General features: G+C 49.2%; 17 protein-coding genes and 1 pseudogene. 11 read left to right on the forward strand and 7 right to left on the reverse strand.

Annotated features, from left to right (window positions below; translation table 11 throughout):
- The first annotated feature begins 131 nt into the window (after positions 1-131).
- From BUB44_RS10185 to BUB44_RS10195, 3 genes are all read left to right on the forward strand, one after another.
- Entirely contained in the window at positions 132-353 is a 222-nt protein-coding gene (locus BUB44_RS10185) for a FeoA family protein (RefSeq protein WP_027356342.1), read from the forward strand.
- Positions 354-355: 2 nt separating this feature from the next.
- Positions 356-2,350, forward strand: a complete 1,995-nt coding sequence (gene feoB, locus BUB44_RS10190) for a ferrous iron transport protein B (RefSeq protein WP_073165921.1) — start codon at positions 356-358, stop codon at positions 2,348-2,350.
- 345 nt (positions 2,351-2,695) lie between these two features.
- Positions 2,696-3,175, forward strand: coding sequence for a DUF456 domain-containing protein (locus BUB44_RS10195; protein WP_073165924.1), 480 nt, complete (start codon positions 2,696-2,698; stop codon positions 3,173-3,175).
- A gap of 226 nt (positions 3,176-3,401) precedes the next feature.
- Here the strand turns inward: BUB44_RS10195 and rnhA are convergent, their stop codons facing one another.
- The 3 genes from rnhA to BUB44_RS15830 all read right to left on the reverse strand — a co-directional run bounded on the left by rnhA (position 3,402) and on the right by BUB44_RS15830 (position 4,785).
- The gene (rnhA, locus tag BUB44_RS10200) at positions 3,402-3,875 is read right to left on the reverse strand and encodes a ribonuclease HI (RefSeq protein WP_027356339.1); all 474 of its coding nucleotides are present in this window, start codon (positions 3,873-3,875) and stop codon (positions 3,402-3,404) included.
- 74 nt (positions 3,876-3,949) lie between these two features.
- Positions 3,950-4,516, reverse strand: a complete 567-nt coding sequence (gene prpE, locus BUB44_RS10205; protein ID WP_242655951.1) for a bis(5'-nucleosyl)-tetraphosphatase PrpE — start codon at positions 4,514-4,516, stop codon at positions 3,950-3,952.
- Entirely contained in the window at positions 4,462-4,785 is a 324-nt protein-coding gene (locus BUB44_RS15830; protein ID WP_242655952.1) for a metallophosphoesterase, read from the reverse strand. Before BUB44_RS15830 ends, prpE begins: the two co-directional genes overlap by 55 nt.
- A 166-nt stretch (positions 4,786-4,951) precedes the next feature.
- On the opposite strand from BUB44_RS15830, the pseudogene BUB44_RS10210 reads away from it, so the two are divergent.
- From BUB44_RS10210 to BUB44_RS10235, 6 genes and pseudogenes are all read left to right on the forward strand, one after another.
- Positions 4,952-5,065 (forward strand): annotated as a pseudogene (locus BUB44_RS10210) (universal stress protein); the annotation flags it as partial.
- A 119-nt stretch (positions 5,066-5,184) separates the two neighbouring features.
- Positions 5,185-8,049, forward strand: coding sequence for a phosphoribosylformylglycinamidine synthase subunit PurL (gene purL / locus BUB44_RS10215; RefSeq protein ID WP_073165927.1), 2,865 nt, complete (start codon positions 5,185-5,187; stop codon positions 8,047-8,049).
- Complete coding sequence (purQ, locus tag BUB44_RS10220) at positions 8,049-8,828, forward strand: phosphoribosylformylglycinamidine synthase I (protein WP_034634630.1); 780 nt, start codon at positions 8,049-8,051, stop codon at positions 8,826-8,828. Before purL ends, purQ begins: the two co-directional genes overlap by 1 nt.
- A 19-nt stretch (positions 8,829-8,847) precedes the next feature.
- Entirely contained in the window at positions 8,848-9,300 is a 453-nt protein-coding gene (locus BUB44_RS10225; RefSeq protein ID WP_073165931.1) for an N-acetyltransferase, read from the forward strand.
- A gap of 80 nt (positions 9,301-9,380) precedes the next feature.
- On the forward strand, positions 9,381-9,761 hold the full coding sequence (locus BUB44_RS10230; protein ID WP_242655953.1) for a DsrE family protein: 381 nt from the start codon (positions 9,381-9,383) through the stop codon (positions 9,759-9,761).
- A gap of 55 nt (positions 9,762-9,816) precedes the next feature.
- Entirely contained in the window at positions 9,817-10,659 is an 843-nt protein-coding gene (locus tag BUB44_RS10235) for a nitrilase family protein (protein WP_073165934.1), read from the forward strand.
- Between the two features lie 33 nt (positions 10,660-10,692).
- On the opposite strand, the gene BUB44_RS10240 is transcribed toward BUB44_RS10235, so the two are convergent.
- The 3 genes from BUB44_RS10240 to BUB44_RS10250 all read right to left on the reverse strand — a co-directional run bounded on the left by BUB44_RS10240 (position 10,693) and on the right by BUB44_RS10250 (position 14,005).
- Entirely contained in the window at positions 10,693-11,460 is a 768-nt protein-coding gene (locus BUB44_RS10240; protein ID WP_073165937.1) for a YkgJ family cysteine cluster protein, read from the reverse strand.
- 180 nt (positions 11,461-11,640) lie between these two features.
- Entirely contained in the window at positions 11,641-13,512 is a 1,872-nt protein-coding gene (locus BUB44_RS10245; protein WP_423219789.1) for an NADH-ubiquinone oxidoreductase-F iron-sulfur binding region domain-containing protein, read from the reverse strand.
- Positions 13,451-14,005, reverse strand: a complete 555-nt coding sequence (locus BUB44_RS10250; RefSeq protein ID WP_073165940.1) for an NADH-quinone oxidoreductase subunit NuoE family protein — start codon at positions 14,003-14,005, stop codon at positions 13,451-13,453. Before BUB44_RS10250 ends, BUB44_RS10245 begins: the two co-directional genes overlap by 62 nt.
- 146 nt (positions 14,006-14,151) lie before the next feature.
- Here BUB44_RS10250 and BUB44_RS10255 point away from each other — a divergent pair, with 146 nt between their 5' ends.
- Both BUB44_RS10255 and BUB44_RS10260 read left to right on the forward strand, forming a co-directional pair.
- On the forward strand, positions 14,152-15,156 hold the full coding sequence (locus BUB44_RS10255) for a restriction endonuclease (protein ID WP_073165943.1): 1,005 nt from the start codon (positions 14,152-14,154) through the stop codon (positions 15,154-15,156).
- A gap of 160 nt (positions 15,157-15,316) precedes the next feature.
- The gene (locus tag BUB44_RS10260) at positions 15,317-15,658 is read left to right on the forward strand and encodes a GerAB/ArcD/ProY family transporter (protein ID WP_073165946.1); all 342 of its coding nucleotides are present in this window, start codon (positions 15,317-15,319) and stop codon (positions 15,656-15,658) included.
- Here BUB44_RS10260 and BUB44_RS10265 read toward each other — a convergent pair.
- A partial coding sequence (locus tag BUB44_RS10265; protein ID WP_131821619.1) for a transposase domain-containing protein occupies positions 15,648-15,947 on the reverse strand: 300 nt, incomplete at its 5' end. The genes BUB44_RS10260 and BUB44_RS10265 overlap by 11 nt on opposite strands.

Raw genomic sequence — 15,947 nt, forward strand, 5'->3', positions numbered from 1 at the left:
ATTTTACAGGCGTGTGGATTAATAAATATCTTGACATGGTTAGTCAGTGAGATTAAACTGTATTTAGATTGAAATTCATTCTCATTAATTATGATCCCAAATTTCTAACCACTCCGGGAGGGAACCCTTTTATGACCCTTGATCGCATAAAAAGAGGCCAGCGTTGTCGTATTTTATCCTTACCCTCGGAGTCAATCCGGGCACAGGCACTGCGTTTCGGTATTGCTGAGGGGGAAATTGTAACCTGCAGTGAAGTTATACCCGGAGGACCGGTAATTATTAGCAAAAACCATCAGGAGATTGCCATCGGACGGGGGTTAGCCCGGCAGATAGAAGTAGAAGGGAGCATTTAATCGTGACTCATGGTTGCTGCACTGGTGTGAAAATTGATGTACCTGAAGGGGGAAAGCGCATAGTCCTGGCCGGTAATCCTAATACAGGAAAGTCAGTATTCTTTAATCATTTTACCGGTATATATGTAGACGTTTCCAATTACCCGGGTACTACCCTGGATATTTCCTGGGGTCGCTATGGCTCTGACGTAATAATTGATACACCGGGAGTTTATGGTATATCCTCTTTTAACGATGAGGAACGCATTGCACGGGATATTATCCTTTCAGCCGACCTGGTACTCAACGTGGTTTCGGCCGTTCATCTGGAGCGGGATCTTTTTCTTACCCAGCAGATCATTGACACCGGGGTGCCGGTGATTGTCGCCCTGAACATGATAGACGATGCCAGGAGAATGGGTATTGAAGTGGATGTGGAACGCCTGAGTCAGTTGCTGGGGGTTCCAGTTATCCCTACGGTGGCTGTAAAAAGAAAGGGATTTGAACGTCTGAAAGCGGAACTCTATACCGCCCGCCCGGGCCATGTCACACCCGGGGTGGAAAAGGAACTTAACCCCCTAATTAACCGGGTAGGTAACCGGGGAGAAGCATTATTGATCCTTGAGGGAGACCCGGTAATTGCTGCCCGCTATAACCTGGAACCGGGGACCAGGCAAGAAGAAATTTACCGCCGCCGGAGAGAAAGGGTTAATGCAATATATCAGCAGGTGGTTAGGGAAACCTCCCGGGGTGCAAGTATGGCTGTTACCCTGGGGAGGCTGATGATTAAACCGCTTACGGGAATCCCCATACTGTTGCTAACGCTATGGGCAATGTATAAAGCCATTGGTATTTTTATTGCAGGCACCGTTGTGGGCTTTACAGAGGAAACCATTATGCAGGGTATGTACGAGCCTGCCGTGCGCCATTTTGTCGAGCAATTTATACCCCAGTCATCCATCCCGGGTACTATTTTAATTGGCGAATTTGGTTTGCTCACCATGACAGTTACCTATCTTTTGGGACTATTAATGCCCCTGGTGGTAGGATTCTATTTCTTCCTTTCTTTATTCGAAGACTCCGGATATTTACCCCGTATTGCCACCCTGGTAGACCGCCTGTTAAATTCCATTGGTCTTAATGGCCGGGGAGTAATTCCCATTATCCTGGGTTTCGGTTGCGTAACCATGGCCACCATTACCACACGTCTCCTGTCCTCCGAACGGGAAAGGAAAATAGCCATTTTTCTTTTGGGGCTGACCATACCGTGTTCCGCCCAACTGGGGGTCATTGCCGGTATGCTGGCTACTCTGGGACCGCATTACCTGGCCCTGTACGCCCTGGTCATCTTCAGCGTACTGGTAATGGCTGGCACGTTGCTGGCTACCCTGCTACCCGGTAAATCGGCAGACCTGTTTATCGATTTACCTCCTCTGAGGTTACCCCGCATAGATAATGTATTGAAAAAAACATTTACCAAATCATTTCACTTTCTCAGGGAAGCCGCGCCACTTTTTGCCCTGGGAGCACTGCTTATCAGTACCTTTCAGGTAACAGGTATTCTGGAATTCTTGCAGAATTTGCTGGCACCTCTCACTGTAGGATGGCTAAACCTGCCCCGCGAGGCAGCCACGGCTTTTATTATGGGAATTGTACGCCGTGATTTTGGAGCTGCCGGTTTAACAGAGCTGGCTTTATCTCCGCTTCAAACTATAGTAGCTCTGATCACCATTACCCTGTTCGTGCCCTGCATTGCTTCCGTGCTGGTAATTTTTAAGGAGCGGACAAAAAAAGAAGCTCTGCTAATCTGGGGGAGCAGCTGGATAGCGGCATTTCTCGTAGGTGGACTGGTGGCCCAGCTGGCTCGACTCTTTAGCCCTGGCAGTGGGAAAACACAAGTCTTACCGGTAATTCTTTTCTTTATAGCATTTACTCTTATAGTAGTAGTCACCTGTAATTTGCTTCGCCGGACAAGAACAACCAGCAGCATTACGGAGCAGGGCTATAAAAGCCGCTGAACTGACGATAGGTGAGGTAGGCAAGGGAGGTCAGGGAATTGCTGGTTAAAAGAGAATATTGTCCCTGCTGTGGCTATAAAACAGCTGATATAAATGCTACCCGTTGCCCCCGGTGTAATCACTACTTATGGACCTGGGCGCATTGCCAGGGCAACTGCAAATTATGTACCCGGGAATGCTTAGTACCCGTAGAAAAAAGAAAGACGGAGGAAACATTTTGAAAAGCATCCGGAGCCGGTTTTAAAACGGCTCCGATTTTTTAACAGGGAAGTTTTCCAGGTTACGAAACATACGTTATACATAAGACTAAATTAAAAGATCAGAAGTGGAAGGCAGGCGATTAAAATGTCTCTTCTGGGTTTGATTCTGGCGTGTCTTTTCTTTGCTGCCGGCCTGGCAGGAACAATTGTACCGGCTCTACCAGGTGCGCCGCTCATCTGGCTGGGAATGTTGATTTACGGTATAATCACCGGCTTTTCTACCCTGAAATGGGGTTTTTACCTGGGCCAGACACTGGCAATGATCCTGGTACTGGTCCTGGATTACCTGGCTGGAGTGTGGGCAGTACGCCGCTATGGTGGTTCTGGTTATGCCATATGGGGAAGCATGGTGGGGTTGATTCTGGGATTAATCATTTTAGGTCCAGCCGGCATGGTTTTTGGCCCCCTGGCGGGAGCGGTAATTGGTGAACTGTTTGCTCGCAAGTCTTTAAATCAAGCTTTTCTGGCAGGATGGGGCTCCCTGGTTGGTTTTGCCGGGGGGACAGTAGCCAAGCTGGTCCTGGAAATAGGTATGATTATTTGGTTTTTCTCTGCCATCCGGTAAGGAGAAAACGATTAATCCCGCCGGAAATTTTCCTTAAACCCTTTATCCAGGGGGCCACCGAGAGAATTAAATTGAAAATTTCCAGTTTCCTGGCCTGTAACGGGTTGATTAATCCCCATCTCCTCTTCTCCGGGGTTTTCCCCTTTAAGCTGCAAATGCACCCGGCTTATCTGCCCTTTGCGTCAAACACGATGCACTGCCAAAAGCACCTCTCATGAATATATTCTTACGTTTGAAAACCGGGATCCACGGGTAGGGAAGGCTGCCGGCTGGCCTCCACTGCCAGCTGATCACAGCGATTATTAAAAGCGTTATCGGCATGGCCTTTCACCCAAACCCAGTTCACTCGATGCCTGTCAGCCAGAAGAAGTATTTGTTCCCAGAGGTCAGCATTTTTAGCCGGTTCTCCATTCTCCCGCCGCCAGCTGTTAGCCTGCCAGCGCCTGACCCATCCCCGGGTCATGGCATCTACTATATATCTGCTGTCCGTGTAGATGGTTACCCGGCAGGGGCGTTTTAACGCTTTCAACCCGGCTATTACGGCCATCAACTCCATACGATTGTTGGTGGTTAGAGCATAACCTCCGGATAGCTCCTTAATATGGCTACCGTAACGTAATATCACCCCGTAACCACCGGGGCCGGGATTGCCGCTACAGGCACCATCAGTATATATCTCCACTTCCGGCCAATCGGACATTAATATTTTCCCCCGTTTATACTGAATTACTCTTACAATTGTAGCACTTTTGGGGTTGCAGTGTCAGCCAGAATTTATTTTGCCGCCGTTCGCCCCGTCACGCTCTTCACAGGAGCATAATAAACCTGCCTGGCCGGTACCTGTACGTTCTCCCGTTCCGGATAACGAAGGGCGGTTAATTTTCCACCCATTACGCAGCCCTGGTCGATATCAATAGTATTATTGCGAAAAACAGGTTGAGGTACAGGAGTGTGCCCGTAAACCACCAGTGCCTGTCCCCGGTATTCCCGCGCCCAATCCCGTCGCACGGGCAGACCATCGGGAGTTATTTCGCCGGTAGAGTCGCCGTATAAACAAAAATCCGCTATCCGTGGTGAAAGGCGGCCAATCATTTTTTCTTTAATTCCCCCGTGCACTGCAACCAGCCGGCCTTCATCCAGAACTAGATAGGGAACAGCCCGGTGATAGAATCTTAAAAACCGCTGGATAAAAGAATTCCGGTCGACAGGATTTAACTGTTCCAGCTCGCGGGCTGTTTTTTCTAAACCGTGACGGACCTGCACCCGGCGACCGGATAGATAGCCAGCTAATTTTTTACAGTGGTTCCCCGGTACATACAGGGCATCTCCCGACTCCACCATATTAATAACTTAATAACCAGGTTAATGGTAGCCAGGTTAAAGGGCCCCCGGTCACCGATATCACCAAGAAATACTACCTTTCGTTTCCGGGGATGGGTCCAGCTTTTGCCCCGACACCGGTAACCCAAACGGGTGAGAAGTTCTTCCAGCTCCAATAAGCAGCCATGGACATCGCCAACGAGATCGAAGGGACCCCGGGCTGGTGATTCTATAGGCAATGGGACGATCTCCACCCGGACCCGCCGCCCGGCAACGATCCGAGGAAACAATCTGGGTATCCTTAAACCAGCGGGCGGCAAAGGTGGATTTCCCGCACCCGGCAGAACCACATAAAACCACCAGGGAGGTCCTGGGTATGGACAGCCTGGTGAACATACTTCTCCCCCTTTACTTGAAAAGCGGTTAACATTTCTATCTTTTCACCAGGACCGCAACGATATAATTTTCATGGGTAGCCGTGGTCTGGGGAAAATCCGGGGTTACTTAATGGGCAGCGTGAGCAACCGGGTGGTTCGTCATGTCCCCTGTCCGGTGCTTATCGTACGTTAAGAAGACTCTTGTTTTTCAAGTACAAGTATACTAAAATTTCTTTGGGAGTTATTCTCCCGGCGGCAAGCCGCCGGGAAATTTCTTTTTCCTGAACTCTCACCCAGGAGGTGGCAATAAAGGTGGCTGTTGTAGAAATTCGGGTCGCAAACCACCCCTACCTGACCGATCCGGCTGGTGAGGAGGTTTTATATGAAATAAAGCACGCCCTGGGCATTGATGCGGTTCAAAAGGTACGTACAGCCAAGGTATATCGTTTTGAAGGCATTGATGAGTCAGCAGCTCGACTGCTGGCTGAAAAGCTGCTGGCGGAAGCAGTTTTTCAGGACTATACCATCAATGCTCCCATCATCAAAGACGCTCCTGTAGTAGTGGAAGTGGCCTATAAACCAGGGGTTATGAATCCTGAGGCCGCATCATTGATGAAAGCTGCCCGGGACCTGGGAATTGAGGGGCTGGTGGCCGCCGATTCCAGCCGTGAATATGGCTTTTACGGTCAGGACATTAACTCGCAGCACATTGATGTCATCCTTGAACGACTGCTGGTCAATGCCACCGTAGAACGGGTGGTTACTGAAAAACCTGCCACTCTTCTCATTTCGGGCCGCCCGGGACAAACCGAAATCATCCCCCTGCGCGGGATGAGCGATGCCGAACTAATGGAACTGAGTCGCGACAGACTTTTCCTTAACCTGGAAGAAATGAAAACGATTCAACAGTACTTTAGAAATATTGGCAGGGATCCTACGGACTGTGAAATTGAAACTCTGGCCCAAACATGGTCCGAACATTGCGGCCACAAGACTTTCAAAGCACGTCTCCTGGTAGAAGGCAGGGTTAAAGAACCCCTTTTGAAACGCCTGCAAGAGGCAACTTTTGCAGCCAATCATCCTCTGGTACTTTCTGCTTTTGTGGATAATTCCGGAGTGATGGAATTTTATGACGGTTGGGCCATCTGCGGCAAAGTGGAAACCCATAATTCTCCGTCCGCCATCGAACCATACGGCGGTGCCATGACAGGAAGTGGTGGAGTATTCAGGGACGTCATGGGAACCGGCCAGGGAGCCCGGGTTATAGCTTCCACAGATATGTTTTGTTTTGCACCACCCGATACTCCCCGGGAAGAAATTCCGCCGGGTTGTCTCTCACCCCATTACCTGCTGCGCCGGGTGGTGGCCGGGGTACGGGACTATGGTAACCGTATGGGCATTCCAACCAATAACGGTTCTGTGCATTTTCATCGCGATTTTCGGGCCAAGCCATCGGTCATAGTTGGTGCTTACGGAATGCTGCCTGTTGAGCGCTGTCGGAAAGGCCAGCCCCGGCCCGGCGACCTGGCCGTAGTTATCGGTGGGCGAACAGGTCGGGATGGTATTCACGGCGCAACCTTTTCCAGCGGTGAAATGACCCACCGAACTACCGAAGTAAATGCCAGTGCCGTCCAGATCGGCCACCCCATTGAAGAAAAGCGTGTAGCCGACGCCATACTGGCAGCCAGCGAAGCCGGTCTCGTCAGGGCCATTACCGACTGCGGTGCAGGAGGGTTTTCCTCTGCCCTGGGTGAGATGGGCGAAAAAACAGGGGTCAGGGTATGGCTGGAAAGAGCACCTCTAAAATACCAGGGTTTGAGACCCTGGGAAATCTGGCTTTCTGAAAGCCAGGAACGCATGATTATCGCCGTATCTCCGGGAAATCTGGAGCGCTTGCTGGAGATTTGCCGGGGATTGAATGTGGAAGCTACTGTGCTGGCGGAATTCACCTCCGATCGCAGGCTGGTGGTAACATATGAAAACGAAATCGTTTGTGATCTAGACATGGAATTCCTCCATCACGGCCTGCCCAAAAGGGTTCTCCCGGCCCGCTGGCAGCAGCCGGCGTTAAAAGAACCACAGTTGCCGATTCCAGATGCTTTGGAAGATATATACTGCAGGGTAATGAGCCATTTGAATGTATGTTCCAAGGAACCAATTGTCCGTATGTACGATCACGGTGTTCAGGGTTCCTGCAGCCTTGCCCCCTACGGTGGGGTAGAACAGGACGGTCCCAATGATGCCGTAGTCCTTACTCCTCTGCTCGGCTCCCCGGCAGCGGTAATAATCAGCCATGGTTTGAACCCGGTATTAAACCAGATAGATCCTTATTATGGAAGCCTCTGGGCGGCAACGGAAGCAGTTTCCAATGCCGTAGCCGTGGGGGCTAACCCCGGGGAACTGGTTTTAATTGATAACTTTATCTGGCCTTTTCCCGATGAAGAGTCACTGGGAGCCCTTGACAGGGCGGTAGATGCGTGTGTTGATTTTGTTCGTGCCACCGGGATGCCTTTTATTTCTGGAAAGGACAGCCTTTCCAGCACTTACCGCGGCAAGGATGGAGAGGTAATTAAAATTCCGCCCGTGCTCTGTGTTTCTGTTTTTGGCCGCCTCCCAGATGTAAAACGTACCATTTCATCAGATTTTAAAGGAACTGGTAATTTGATAGTCCTGGTAGGCCAGCGTAATCTATCCGAAATGGCAGGATCGGTTTATTATGATCTATATGGTTACCTTGGCAAAAACCTTCCCCGGATAGATCTGAAAACGGTAACCCGGGTATGGAAAGGCATATTCAGGGCCATACAGGAAGGAAAAATTCTGGCCTGTCATGACATTAGTGAAGGGGGGCTGGCTGCTGCCCTGGCCGAGATGTGCTTTGGGGGCGGGGTGGGAGCAGAATTGAATGTTCCCGCCGGCGAAAGACCTGATTATTTCCTGTTCAATGAAACAAGCGGGTGTTTTTTGCTCGAGATGTCCCCCCGGGAAAATCCCGGCAAAGTCCTGGCCGGCCTTCCCCACGTGGTTCTGGGACAGACACGGGACAATCCGGTAATTGAGATCAAACAGGAAGGGCACCATCTTTGCAGGATAGCTTTGTCCACTCTGAAAAGGTCCTGGAAGGAACCCATGGAACGAATCTTCGGTACCCCTGGCGAAGCCCGGGAGGTGGGATAATGAAAAAACCGCGAGTGTGTATTTTACGTACCGATGGTACCAATTGCGATCGTGAAACTGCATATGCTTTCGAGCGGGCTGGTGGGGAACCTCACCTGGTGCATGTCAATCAACTCAGGGCAGGGGAGAAAAAGCTCACCGAGTATCAAATTCTGGTTATCCCCGGTGGTTTTTCATACGGGGATGACGTGCATTCAGGTAAAATACTGGCCGTGGAACTGACTTCCTTCCTGAAGGAACAATTACAGGAATTTGTTGACAGGGGCAAGCCGGTGCTGGGAATTTGTAATGGATTTCAAGTTCTCGTCCGCACCGGTCTCCTGCCTGCAGCCAGGATAGGAGACATCAAAACCACCCTTATGCACAATAATAGCGGGCGCTTTGAATGCCGCTGGGTTTATCTCCGGGTGGAAAATACGTCCTGTATTTTTACCCGGGGGCTGGCCGGCAGGTTACTTCATTTTCAGGCCGCCCATGGTGAAGGCAAATTTTATACCGATAGCCAGAACCTAAGTAAAATTGAAGAGGGCAGGCAGGTGGTTTTTCGTTACGCCACCAGTAACGGCGAGCCTGCCACCGTTTACCCGGACAATCCCAACGGCTCTTTGAACGCTATAGCCGGCATTTGCGATCCCAGCGGGCGGGTACTGGGATTAATGCCTCACCCGGAACGCTTCGTGGACCTTGTCCAGCACCCCAACTGGCGCCGGCAACAATTCCGTGAACCTCATGGCCTGCCCATCTTTCGCAACGCTGTGACCTTTGCTCAGGAAATGTAAGATAGAGGAGAAACACAGGATGAACATACGCAAGGCAAGAATTGCGGATATGGAATCGGTACACAGCTTAATTACCTACTACGCTGACCGGGGGCTTATGCTGGCACGCTCTCGCTCTGCCCTGTATGAAGCTGTAAGAGAGTTTACCGTAGCCGAGGAAAATGGGCAGGTTATAGGTGCCGGGTCTCTCCATATTATTTGGGAAGACCTGGCGGAAATACGAGCTCTGGCGGTAAATCCCCGTTATACGCGCCGGGGTATTGGTCGCCGCCTGGTTCAATCCTTTCTTGAGGAAGCCCGTGAACTGGGGCTTCCCCGGGTTTTTGCCCTTACCTATCAAGCAGGATTTTTTATCAAATGTGGGTTTCAACCCATAGCCAAAGAGAAGTTACCGCAAAAGGTCTGGAAAGAATGTATAAACTGCCCCAAATTCCCCAGTTGTGAAGAAGAAGCAGTGATCTTTGAATTGTAAGATCTGGACCTTACACCTGTTCCATATATTATGGCCAGGCCGGGCGCTGAGGTTGGTAAAAAACAGGAGGTGGAAAAGTTTTGTCAGGGAAAGGCCTGCCAAATGATGCAGGAGAATCAAGTAAAATGAAGGTACTTTTTCATATTAACGAGGCGGAACGCTGGCCCCGGGTTATCACCAACATTATTAATTTTTTACGTGATGTTGGAGCAGAAAGGGCCAGCATCGTGGTTCTGGCTAATGGTTCCGGTGTACTCGGTTATAACCCGGGTGAGCAGGATTTAATAAGCCAAATGGAGAACTTGCATAAAGTGGGAGTTGCATTTATTGCTTGCCGGAACGCTTTGATTGCGCATGAAATAAATGAAGAGGGATTACCTGATTTTGTAGTTGTTGTTCCCGCAGGCATTACCGAGATAGTACGCAGGCAAGTTCAAGGATATGCTTACATTAAGCCCTGATTTTCTCAGCCAGCAGGGTTCAAAAATAGACAGGTAACAAGGAGATTAATATAAAATGAACGACCTGCGCATTGCCCTGGTTCAAATGCAAGTAAGCATAGGAGAGGTAAGGAAAAATCGGGAGAAGATGGCTGCTTTTGTGGAAGAAGCGGCCGGCAAAAAGGTGGAAATGATCCTTTTCCCCGAGCTATGCATTCAGGGTTATCACCGGGAAAAAATACAGGAATTTGCCGAGCCTATCCCGGGAGAAAGCACAAATTATTTAAGCAGGCTGGCCAGTTCCTATAATATGGTCATACTGGCTGGACTGGCAGAGATGTCCGGCTGCGAGAAACCCTATATCACCCAGGTTATCGCTTACCCTGACGGCCGGCTGGATAAATACCGCAAGACCCACCTGGGCAAGAGCGAAAAACCCTATTTTACCCCTGGCAACCAGCTCCCGGTTTTTGAAACGGATAAAGCCCGGTTTGCTGTGGAGATTTGCTGGGATCTGCATTTTCCTGAGGTTACTACTGTACTTTCCTTGCAGGGGGCGGAGGTTATTTTTGCTCCCCATGCCTCGCCTACCATGGTAGGAGACCGGCGGGATATCTGGCTTAAATACCTCTCCGCCCGGGCATATGATAACAGTGTATTTATAGCTGCCTGTAACTTGGTGGGACCATCAGGGAAAAATCAGGAATTTTGTGGCGGCGCACTGGTTATTGATCCCAAGGGCAATGTAGTGGCCGAGGATTTTGAGGGAAAAGAAGGATTACTGGTCGTTGATCTTGACTCAAAGCTCATCAATACCATCCGTTACAACAATACCACCAGCATGCGCCATAGTTTTTTCCTGGAATCCAGAAGACCTGAATTGTACGGGTTACTGGTTAAACCCGGTTTGATAAATTAACCCCGGAAAATTTCCGGGGTTAATTTACTTCCCTTAACTACCCTGGACGGCCTGTTTTCTTCTGGCTTCCTGAAGAACCTCTTCCTTAATTTTTAAAGCATCGCCCATGACCATACCGAATTGCAACCATTTAAAACCAAACTGTAACAATTCCAGGTCATCATCCTTTATTCGTTCAATAACCTCCGGTTCCACCTCAAAAATATCAAGGAACCTGCTTTCAAAAATAAACTTTCTGAACCTGTCCAGATCATAGCAGGCCATATAGTACATCTGTACAATACGTGGATTGACAACCTTTTCGCTTAAAACCCGGGGGCTGTTGGAAACCAGTTTGAAAATAGCCTCTACCTCTTCATAAACCAGCAACCCCTGCTCCTTAAGATAATCTTCAACATAAAGTTCTTGAGGCTCGTCCAGACCACGGCAACGGGAGGGGTCGGTTAAAATGGTAAACTGATCATACTCAGCACACTTGTCCAGGGGAAACATACGGCAGGCCCAGGGGCGGTCTTCATAAATACTGCATCCCTGAGGAGTGACAAAGGGACACTTTTTATCCTGCTTTTCGTCCATTTTCAGGAGAACCACAGGTAATCCAGTTCCCTCACCAATAAGGGAAACAGTATAACGGTCCAAAAACTCCCCGGAGGAAAGTCCCAATCTTTTCCGCATGCGCAGTACATCAAAAGGTGAAAGGTAAATATTCACATCTCGGCAACAATGGGTAAAGCAAGAAAGTCCCGGGTGACAGGAGAAATGAAATTTACTGTCAATGCTCAGTACTTTTTCTTTGGACATGTTATTAATCCCCTCTTCCCTAAATAAAAATTACCTGCATGTATTACCATTAAACACTTACCCTTATCCCAGGTTTTTTTACGACTAACTCATTATAACCCCTGTTCACCCACCTTAGCAAGCCAATCTTTTCTGCCAAAAAAACAAAAGAAAGGCACATTGAATGTACCTGCTCCTTGCTCAAGCAGTATAAATAGCACCTTTGGGACAACGGGCCAGACAGGCTCCGCATTTCAAACACTTCTGCCGGTCAATAAAATATGGCTGCCCCTTTTTCTCTCCGATAATCGCTTCAGCAACACATTCACGGGCACATAAACCGCAGGCAATGCATTTTTCTTCATCTATCACGTAGTCTACCAGCGCCCGGCAGACTCCGGCGGGGCACCGCTTTTCTATGATATGGGCTTCATATTCTTGACGAAAATATTTTAAAGTGGAAAGGACTGGATTGGGTGCGGTCTGGCCCAGACCACAAAGGGAGGCGTCCATTACCTCTCTGGAAAGCTCCTCTAATTCATCAAGATCTTCTAATGTTCCTTTACCCTGGGTGATTCTTTCCAAAATTTCCAGCATACGCTTTGTGCCTACCCTGCAGGGAGTACACTGGCCACATGACTCATCCTGGCTGAATTGTAGATAGAACTTGGCAATATCCACAACGCAATCGGTCTCGTCCAGAACAATCATACCCCCGGAGCCCATCATAGAACCCAGCTGTTTTAGAGATTCATAATCAATGGGTGTATCCAGGTAACGCTCTGGTATACAACCTCCCGAAGGACCACCGGTTTGTACTGCTTTAAAACGCCGTCCTTCAGGAATCCCTCCTCCAATATCAAAAATCACCGTACGCAGAGTAATACCTATGGGTACTTCAATTAAACCGGTATTTAGAACCTTGCCGGCCAGGGAAAAAACCTTTGTTCCCCGGCTGTTCTCTGTACCTACTGAAGCAAACCAGTCCGGGCCTTCACGGATAATCACAGGAATATTGGCGTAGGTTTCCACGTTGTTTAACAGGGTGGGCTTCCCCCACAGGCCGCACTGGGCGGGGTAGGGGGGACGGGGACGCGGTTCCCCACGTTCCCCTGTTGCCGAACGCAGAAGAGCCGTTTCCTCGCCGCAGACAAAGGCACCGGCTCCCAGACGTATATCAATATCAAAACTGAAATCAGTGTTGAATATGCGCCGCCCCAGAAGTCCATACTGCCGGGACTGGGCAATTGCTCGTTCCAGCCGGTCTACGGCGATGGGATATTCTGCCCGGACATAAATATAACCTTCCCGGGCTCCAATAGCGTAGCCGGCTATGGTCATGGCTTCCAGTACACTATGGGGGTCCCCTTCGAGAATACTCCGGTCCATAAATGCGCCTGGATCTCCTTCATCCGCATTACAAACCACGTATTTCACCGGTCCCGGTGCGGCAGCGGCCAGCTCCCACTTGCGGCCAGTGGGAAAACCTGCTCCGCCACGCCCCCGCAAGCCCGATTTTTTAATTGTGTCTATCACCTGAGCCGGTGTCCAGTGCAATAAAACATTGGCCAGGGCAAAGTAACCATCACATGCTATGTACTCTGTAATATCTTCAGGGTTAATCAAGCCGCAATTACGCAATGCTATCCGGTATTGGGCGCGGAAAAAGCGGATATCCGAAAGCCGGGACTTTTTCTCCCCGGAAACAGGCTCCGTATACAGGAGGCGTTCCACTACCTGGCCTCCCAGTAAATGCTTTTCTACAATTTCGGCAACATCTTCTTTCTTAACCCTGCAATAAAGCGTCTGTCCGGGGTAAATGACCACCAGTGGTCCCATTTTACAAAAACCGAAACAACCTGTTTTAACAATCCGGGCCGGGGCTTTTTTTAGCTGGACCTGCCTGAACAGTTCTTCCTTTACCCGGTGGCTTGCTGAAGAGGTACAACCTGTTCCGGTACAAACCAGTACCTGCCACTCCGGGCTGGCACCAGGTTTTTCCCTGCGGGCGTTAATGTCCGGGAGCCGTTTCTCCTTGATAGCGAGCAGGTCGTTCAATCCATTGATCACCAGCAGTCACCTCCCTGCGCCGGTACTTCTGTAGTAGCCTGGCTACATCCTGGCGCCGGAATTTCCCGTACACTTTATCATCAACAGTCAAAACCGGTGCCAGTCCGCAAGCCCCCACACAACGGGTACTTTTCACTGTAAATAAACCATCTGCGGACGTGTTGCCCTCGCGCAGGTCTAGCTGTCGCCTGAATTCATCGAAAATTCCCTGTGCGCCTTGAACATAGCAGGCAGTTCCCAGGCAAATATTAATGCTATATTTCCCCTGTGGTTCTGTGTGAAAGAGGGCATAGAAGGTAACAACACCGTTAACCTCACTAACCGGCAGGTTCAGTTTACCTGCAATATAGGTTTGCACTTCCTCCGGCAGGTAACCAAATATATTTTGAGCCTCTTTTAATATGCGGATCAGCTGTCCTTCCTGCTGGCCGTAACGTTCAATAACCTCATCCAGCTGCCGGTATTTTTCCTCCCAATCTTTTTCCTCTCCCGTCAAGGCTATCACCTCCTCCTTCGAAAATCTACTCCTAAAAGGATAGTTTACCGTGGGGAGAATAATAAATTCACCTCTTTCAGGAATTAAAATTTTAAAATATGGAAACCATATTGTAATAAATAATCAATCACCGAGGGGGATTGTCCATGAAAATTAAATTTCCCCGTCAGGTTCTGTACCTGGCCTACCGGACGTGGCAAAAAAGGCGCCAGCAAGGGGAATTCCTGCGCTATTATTTGAAACCAAAAGAAGACAGCCGCAATAAAATTGCCCGCTGGCTTGATTTTTACATAACCATAATTTCCCTGGGGTTATTAAGTTTTGCCTTTTTTACTGTCCTCTGGCCTGCCCAAACAGCTCTTTTTATCTCCCTGTTTTTTATGATTGCTGCTATTCCCGGGGCGGCAAAAATACACAAAAAAAGACTTCAAAAGGAAAATCTTCACCGGAGGCTTCGCTCCATAGTCGAAGGGTACCGGGAGATGTTGAAGCAGCTTGAGGATGCTGAAGAGCTGGCTTCTTTTATATGGCCACTTTTAAATAAACTGTCCCAATTTGAACAGGCACAGCCGCCAAAAAGAAAAAAGGAAAAGTTTAAATTGCCGGGGGGAGTTATCCGGGCAATCTACCGGAACATACCTGTACTCATTAGTTTCATACCCTCCGCTGGGAAACCGGTAGATGTTTCTGCAGTACATGAGTTGCTGGGGATTATGAAAAAGCAGGGATACCGGTACGCCCTCCTTATCACCCCGGGTGAATTTGCCCCGGATACCATGCGGCTGGTTGCTTCTCTGCGTAACCAGTATCGCATTGCCCTGGTGCCGGAAAAGGAACTGCTGTACCTGCTAGCCCAGGCAGAAAAACTAACCCAACCTGCTGACCGGACTGAGACGACAGAGGTTACTCCTTTTGTGTTGTCCCTTAAAGCCCTTATAAAAGCGGTCATTGATTATAAAAAGGGGCGTTTATATCTGTTAACCGGAGCATTGTTAACAATCTTTTATTTCATCCTGGGTCCCGGTAATTCCGTAAGTAAGGTTTACCTTTTCCTGGCGGCAGCCAACCTTTTTCTCGCCCTGCTCTGCCTGGTTTTCGGTCAAAGGGAAACAGTACCTCCGGATATCCATGATCTCCTGCAGGAAACTTAATAAAAACTCCGGATAAGCTGAAAGGGCCACGTTTGATGGCCCTTTTTCATTACTGCACCGGCAGATTAAAAACTTACATAGATTTAGTGCAAGTTACTAAAAATATCTATATGTAACCTGCCGAGGTGTTACGATGCACGATCCCGGGAAGATTTCTGGGTTGCAAATGATATACCTGCTCATTAATTTGGTTGGTGCCACGGCCCTGGTTTTTTTACCCGGGCTTACCGCCTTTATAGCGGGGAGAGATGCCTGGGTGGCCCCTCTTCTATCTACCCTGCCCGGGTTATATGTAATTCTGGTGATCACTTCTCTGGGCCAGCGCCTCCCCGGCCAGACCATTGTGCAGTACACCGAAACGCTGCTGGGCCCGTGGTTGGGGAAAATTATCGCCTTATCCTATATAATTTTCTTCTTGCATGTTAACGGAATAATCGTACGTAAGCGTAAAATAAACCCCACCTTGCAATCAGGTGGGGACATAATCTGGCTTATTTATTAGCCCTGCAGACAGGGGGCAGCGAATCGGACCAGGGGAGTAACTGATCCAGGGCGTTACTGTCTTTAGGGTTCAGGTTGGGAAGTTTTTCAAAAAGATAGCTGAGGTACTGGAAAGGATTCAACCCATTCTCCTTTGCCGTTTCTATGATGCTGTAAGTAATAGCGCTGGCCCGTGCACCCCGCGGAGTATTGGCAAACAACCAGTTCTTGCGGCCAATGACAAAGGGTTTGATCGACCGCTCACTCCGGTTGTTATCCAGTTCCAGGCGCCCATCCTGCAAAAAGGCAAT

This window comes from Desulfofundulus australicus DSM 11792 (assembly GCF_900129285.1).
Classification (GTDB): domain Bacteria; phylum Bacillota; class Desulfotomaculia; order Desulfotomaculales; family Desulfovirgulaceae; genus Desulfofundulus; species Desulfofundulus australicus.

Bases quoted from the DNA above. Each gene is read 5' to 3' on its own strand.
- BUB44_RS10185 (WP_027356342.1), top strand. From the start codon at position 132: ATGACCCTTGATCGCATAAAAAGAGGCCAGCGTTGTCGTATTTTATCC.
- BUB44_RS10195 (WP_073165924.1), top strand. From the start codon at position 2,696: ATGTCTCTTCTGGGTTTGATTCTGGCGTGTCTTTTCTTTGCTGCCGGC.
- rnhA (WP_027356339.1), bottom strand. From the start codon at position 3,875: ATGTCCGATTGGCCGGAAGTGGAGATATATACTGATGGTGCCTGTAGC.
- prpE (WP_242655951.1), bottom strand. From the start codon at position 4,516: ATGGTGGAGTCGGGAGATGCCCTGTATGTACCGGGGAACCACTGTAAA.
- purQ (WP_034634630.1), top strand. From the start codon at position 8,049: ATGAAAAAACCGCGAGTGTGTATTTTACGTACCGATGGTACCAATTGC.
- BUB44_RS10225 (WP_073165931.1), top strand. From the start codon at position 8,848: ATGAACATACGCAAGGCAAGAATTGCGGATATGGAATCGGTACACAGC.
- BUB44_RS10235 (WP_073165934.1), top strand. From the start codon at position 9,817: ATGAACGACCTGCGCATTGCCCTGGTTCAAATGCAAGTAAGCATAGGA.
- BUB44_RS10240 (WP_073165937.1), bottom strand. From the start codon at position 11,460: ATGTCCAAAGAAAAAGTACTGAGCATTGACAGTAAATTTCATTTCTCC.
- BUB44_RS10255 (WP_073165943.1), top strand. From the start codon at position 14,152: ATGAAAATTAAATTTCCCCGTCAGGTTCTGTACCTGGCCTACCGGACG.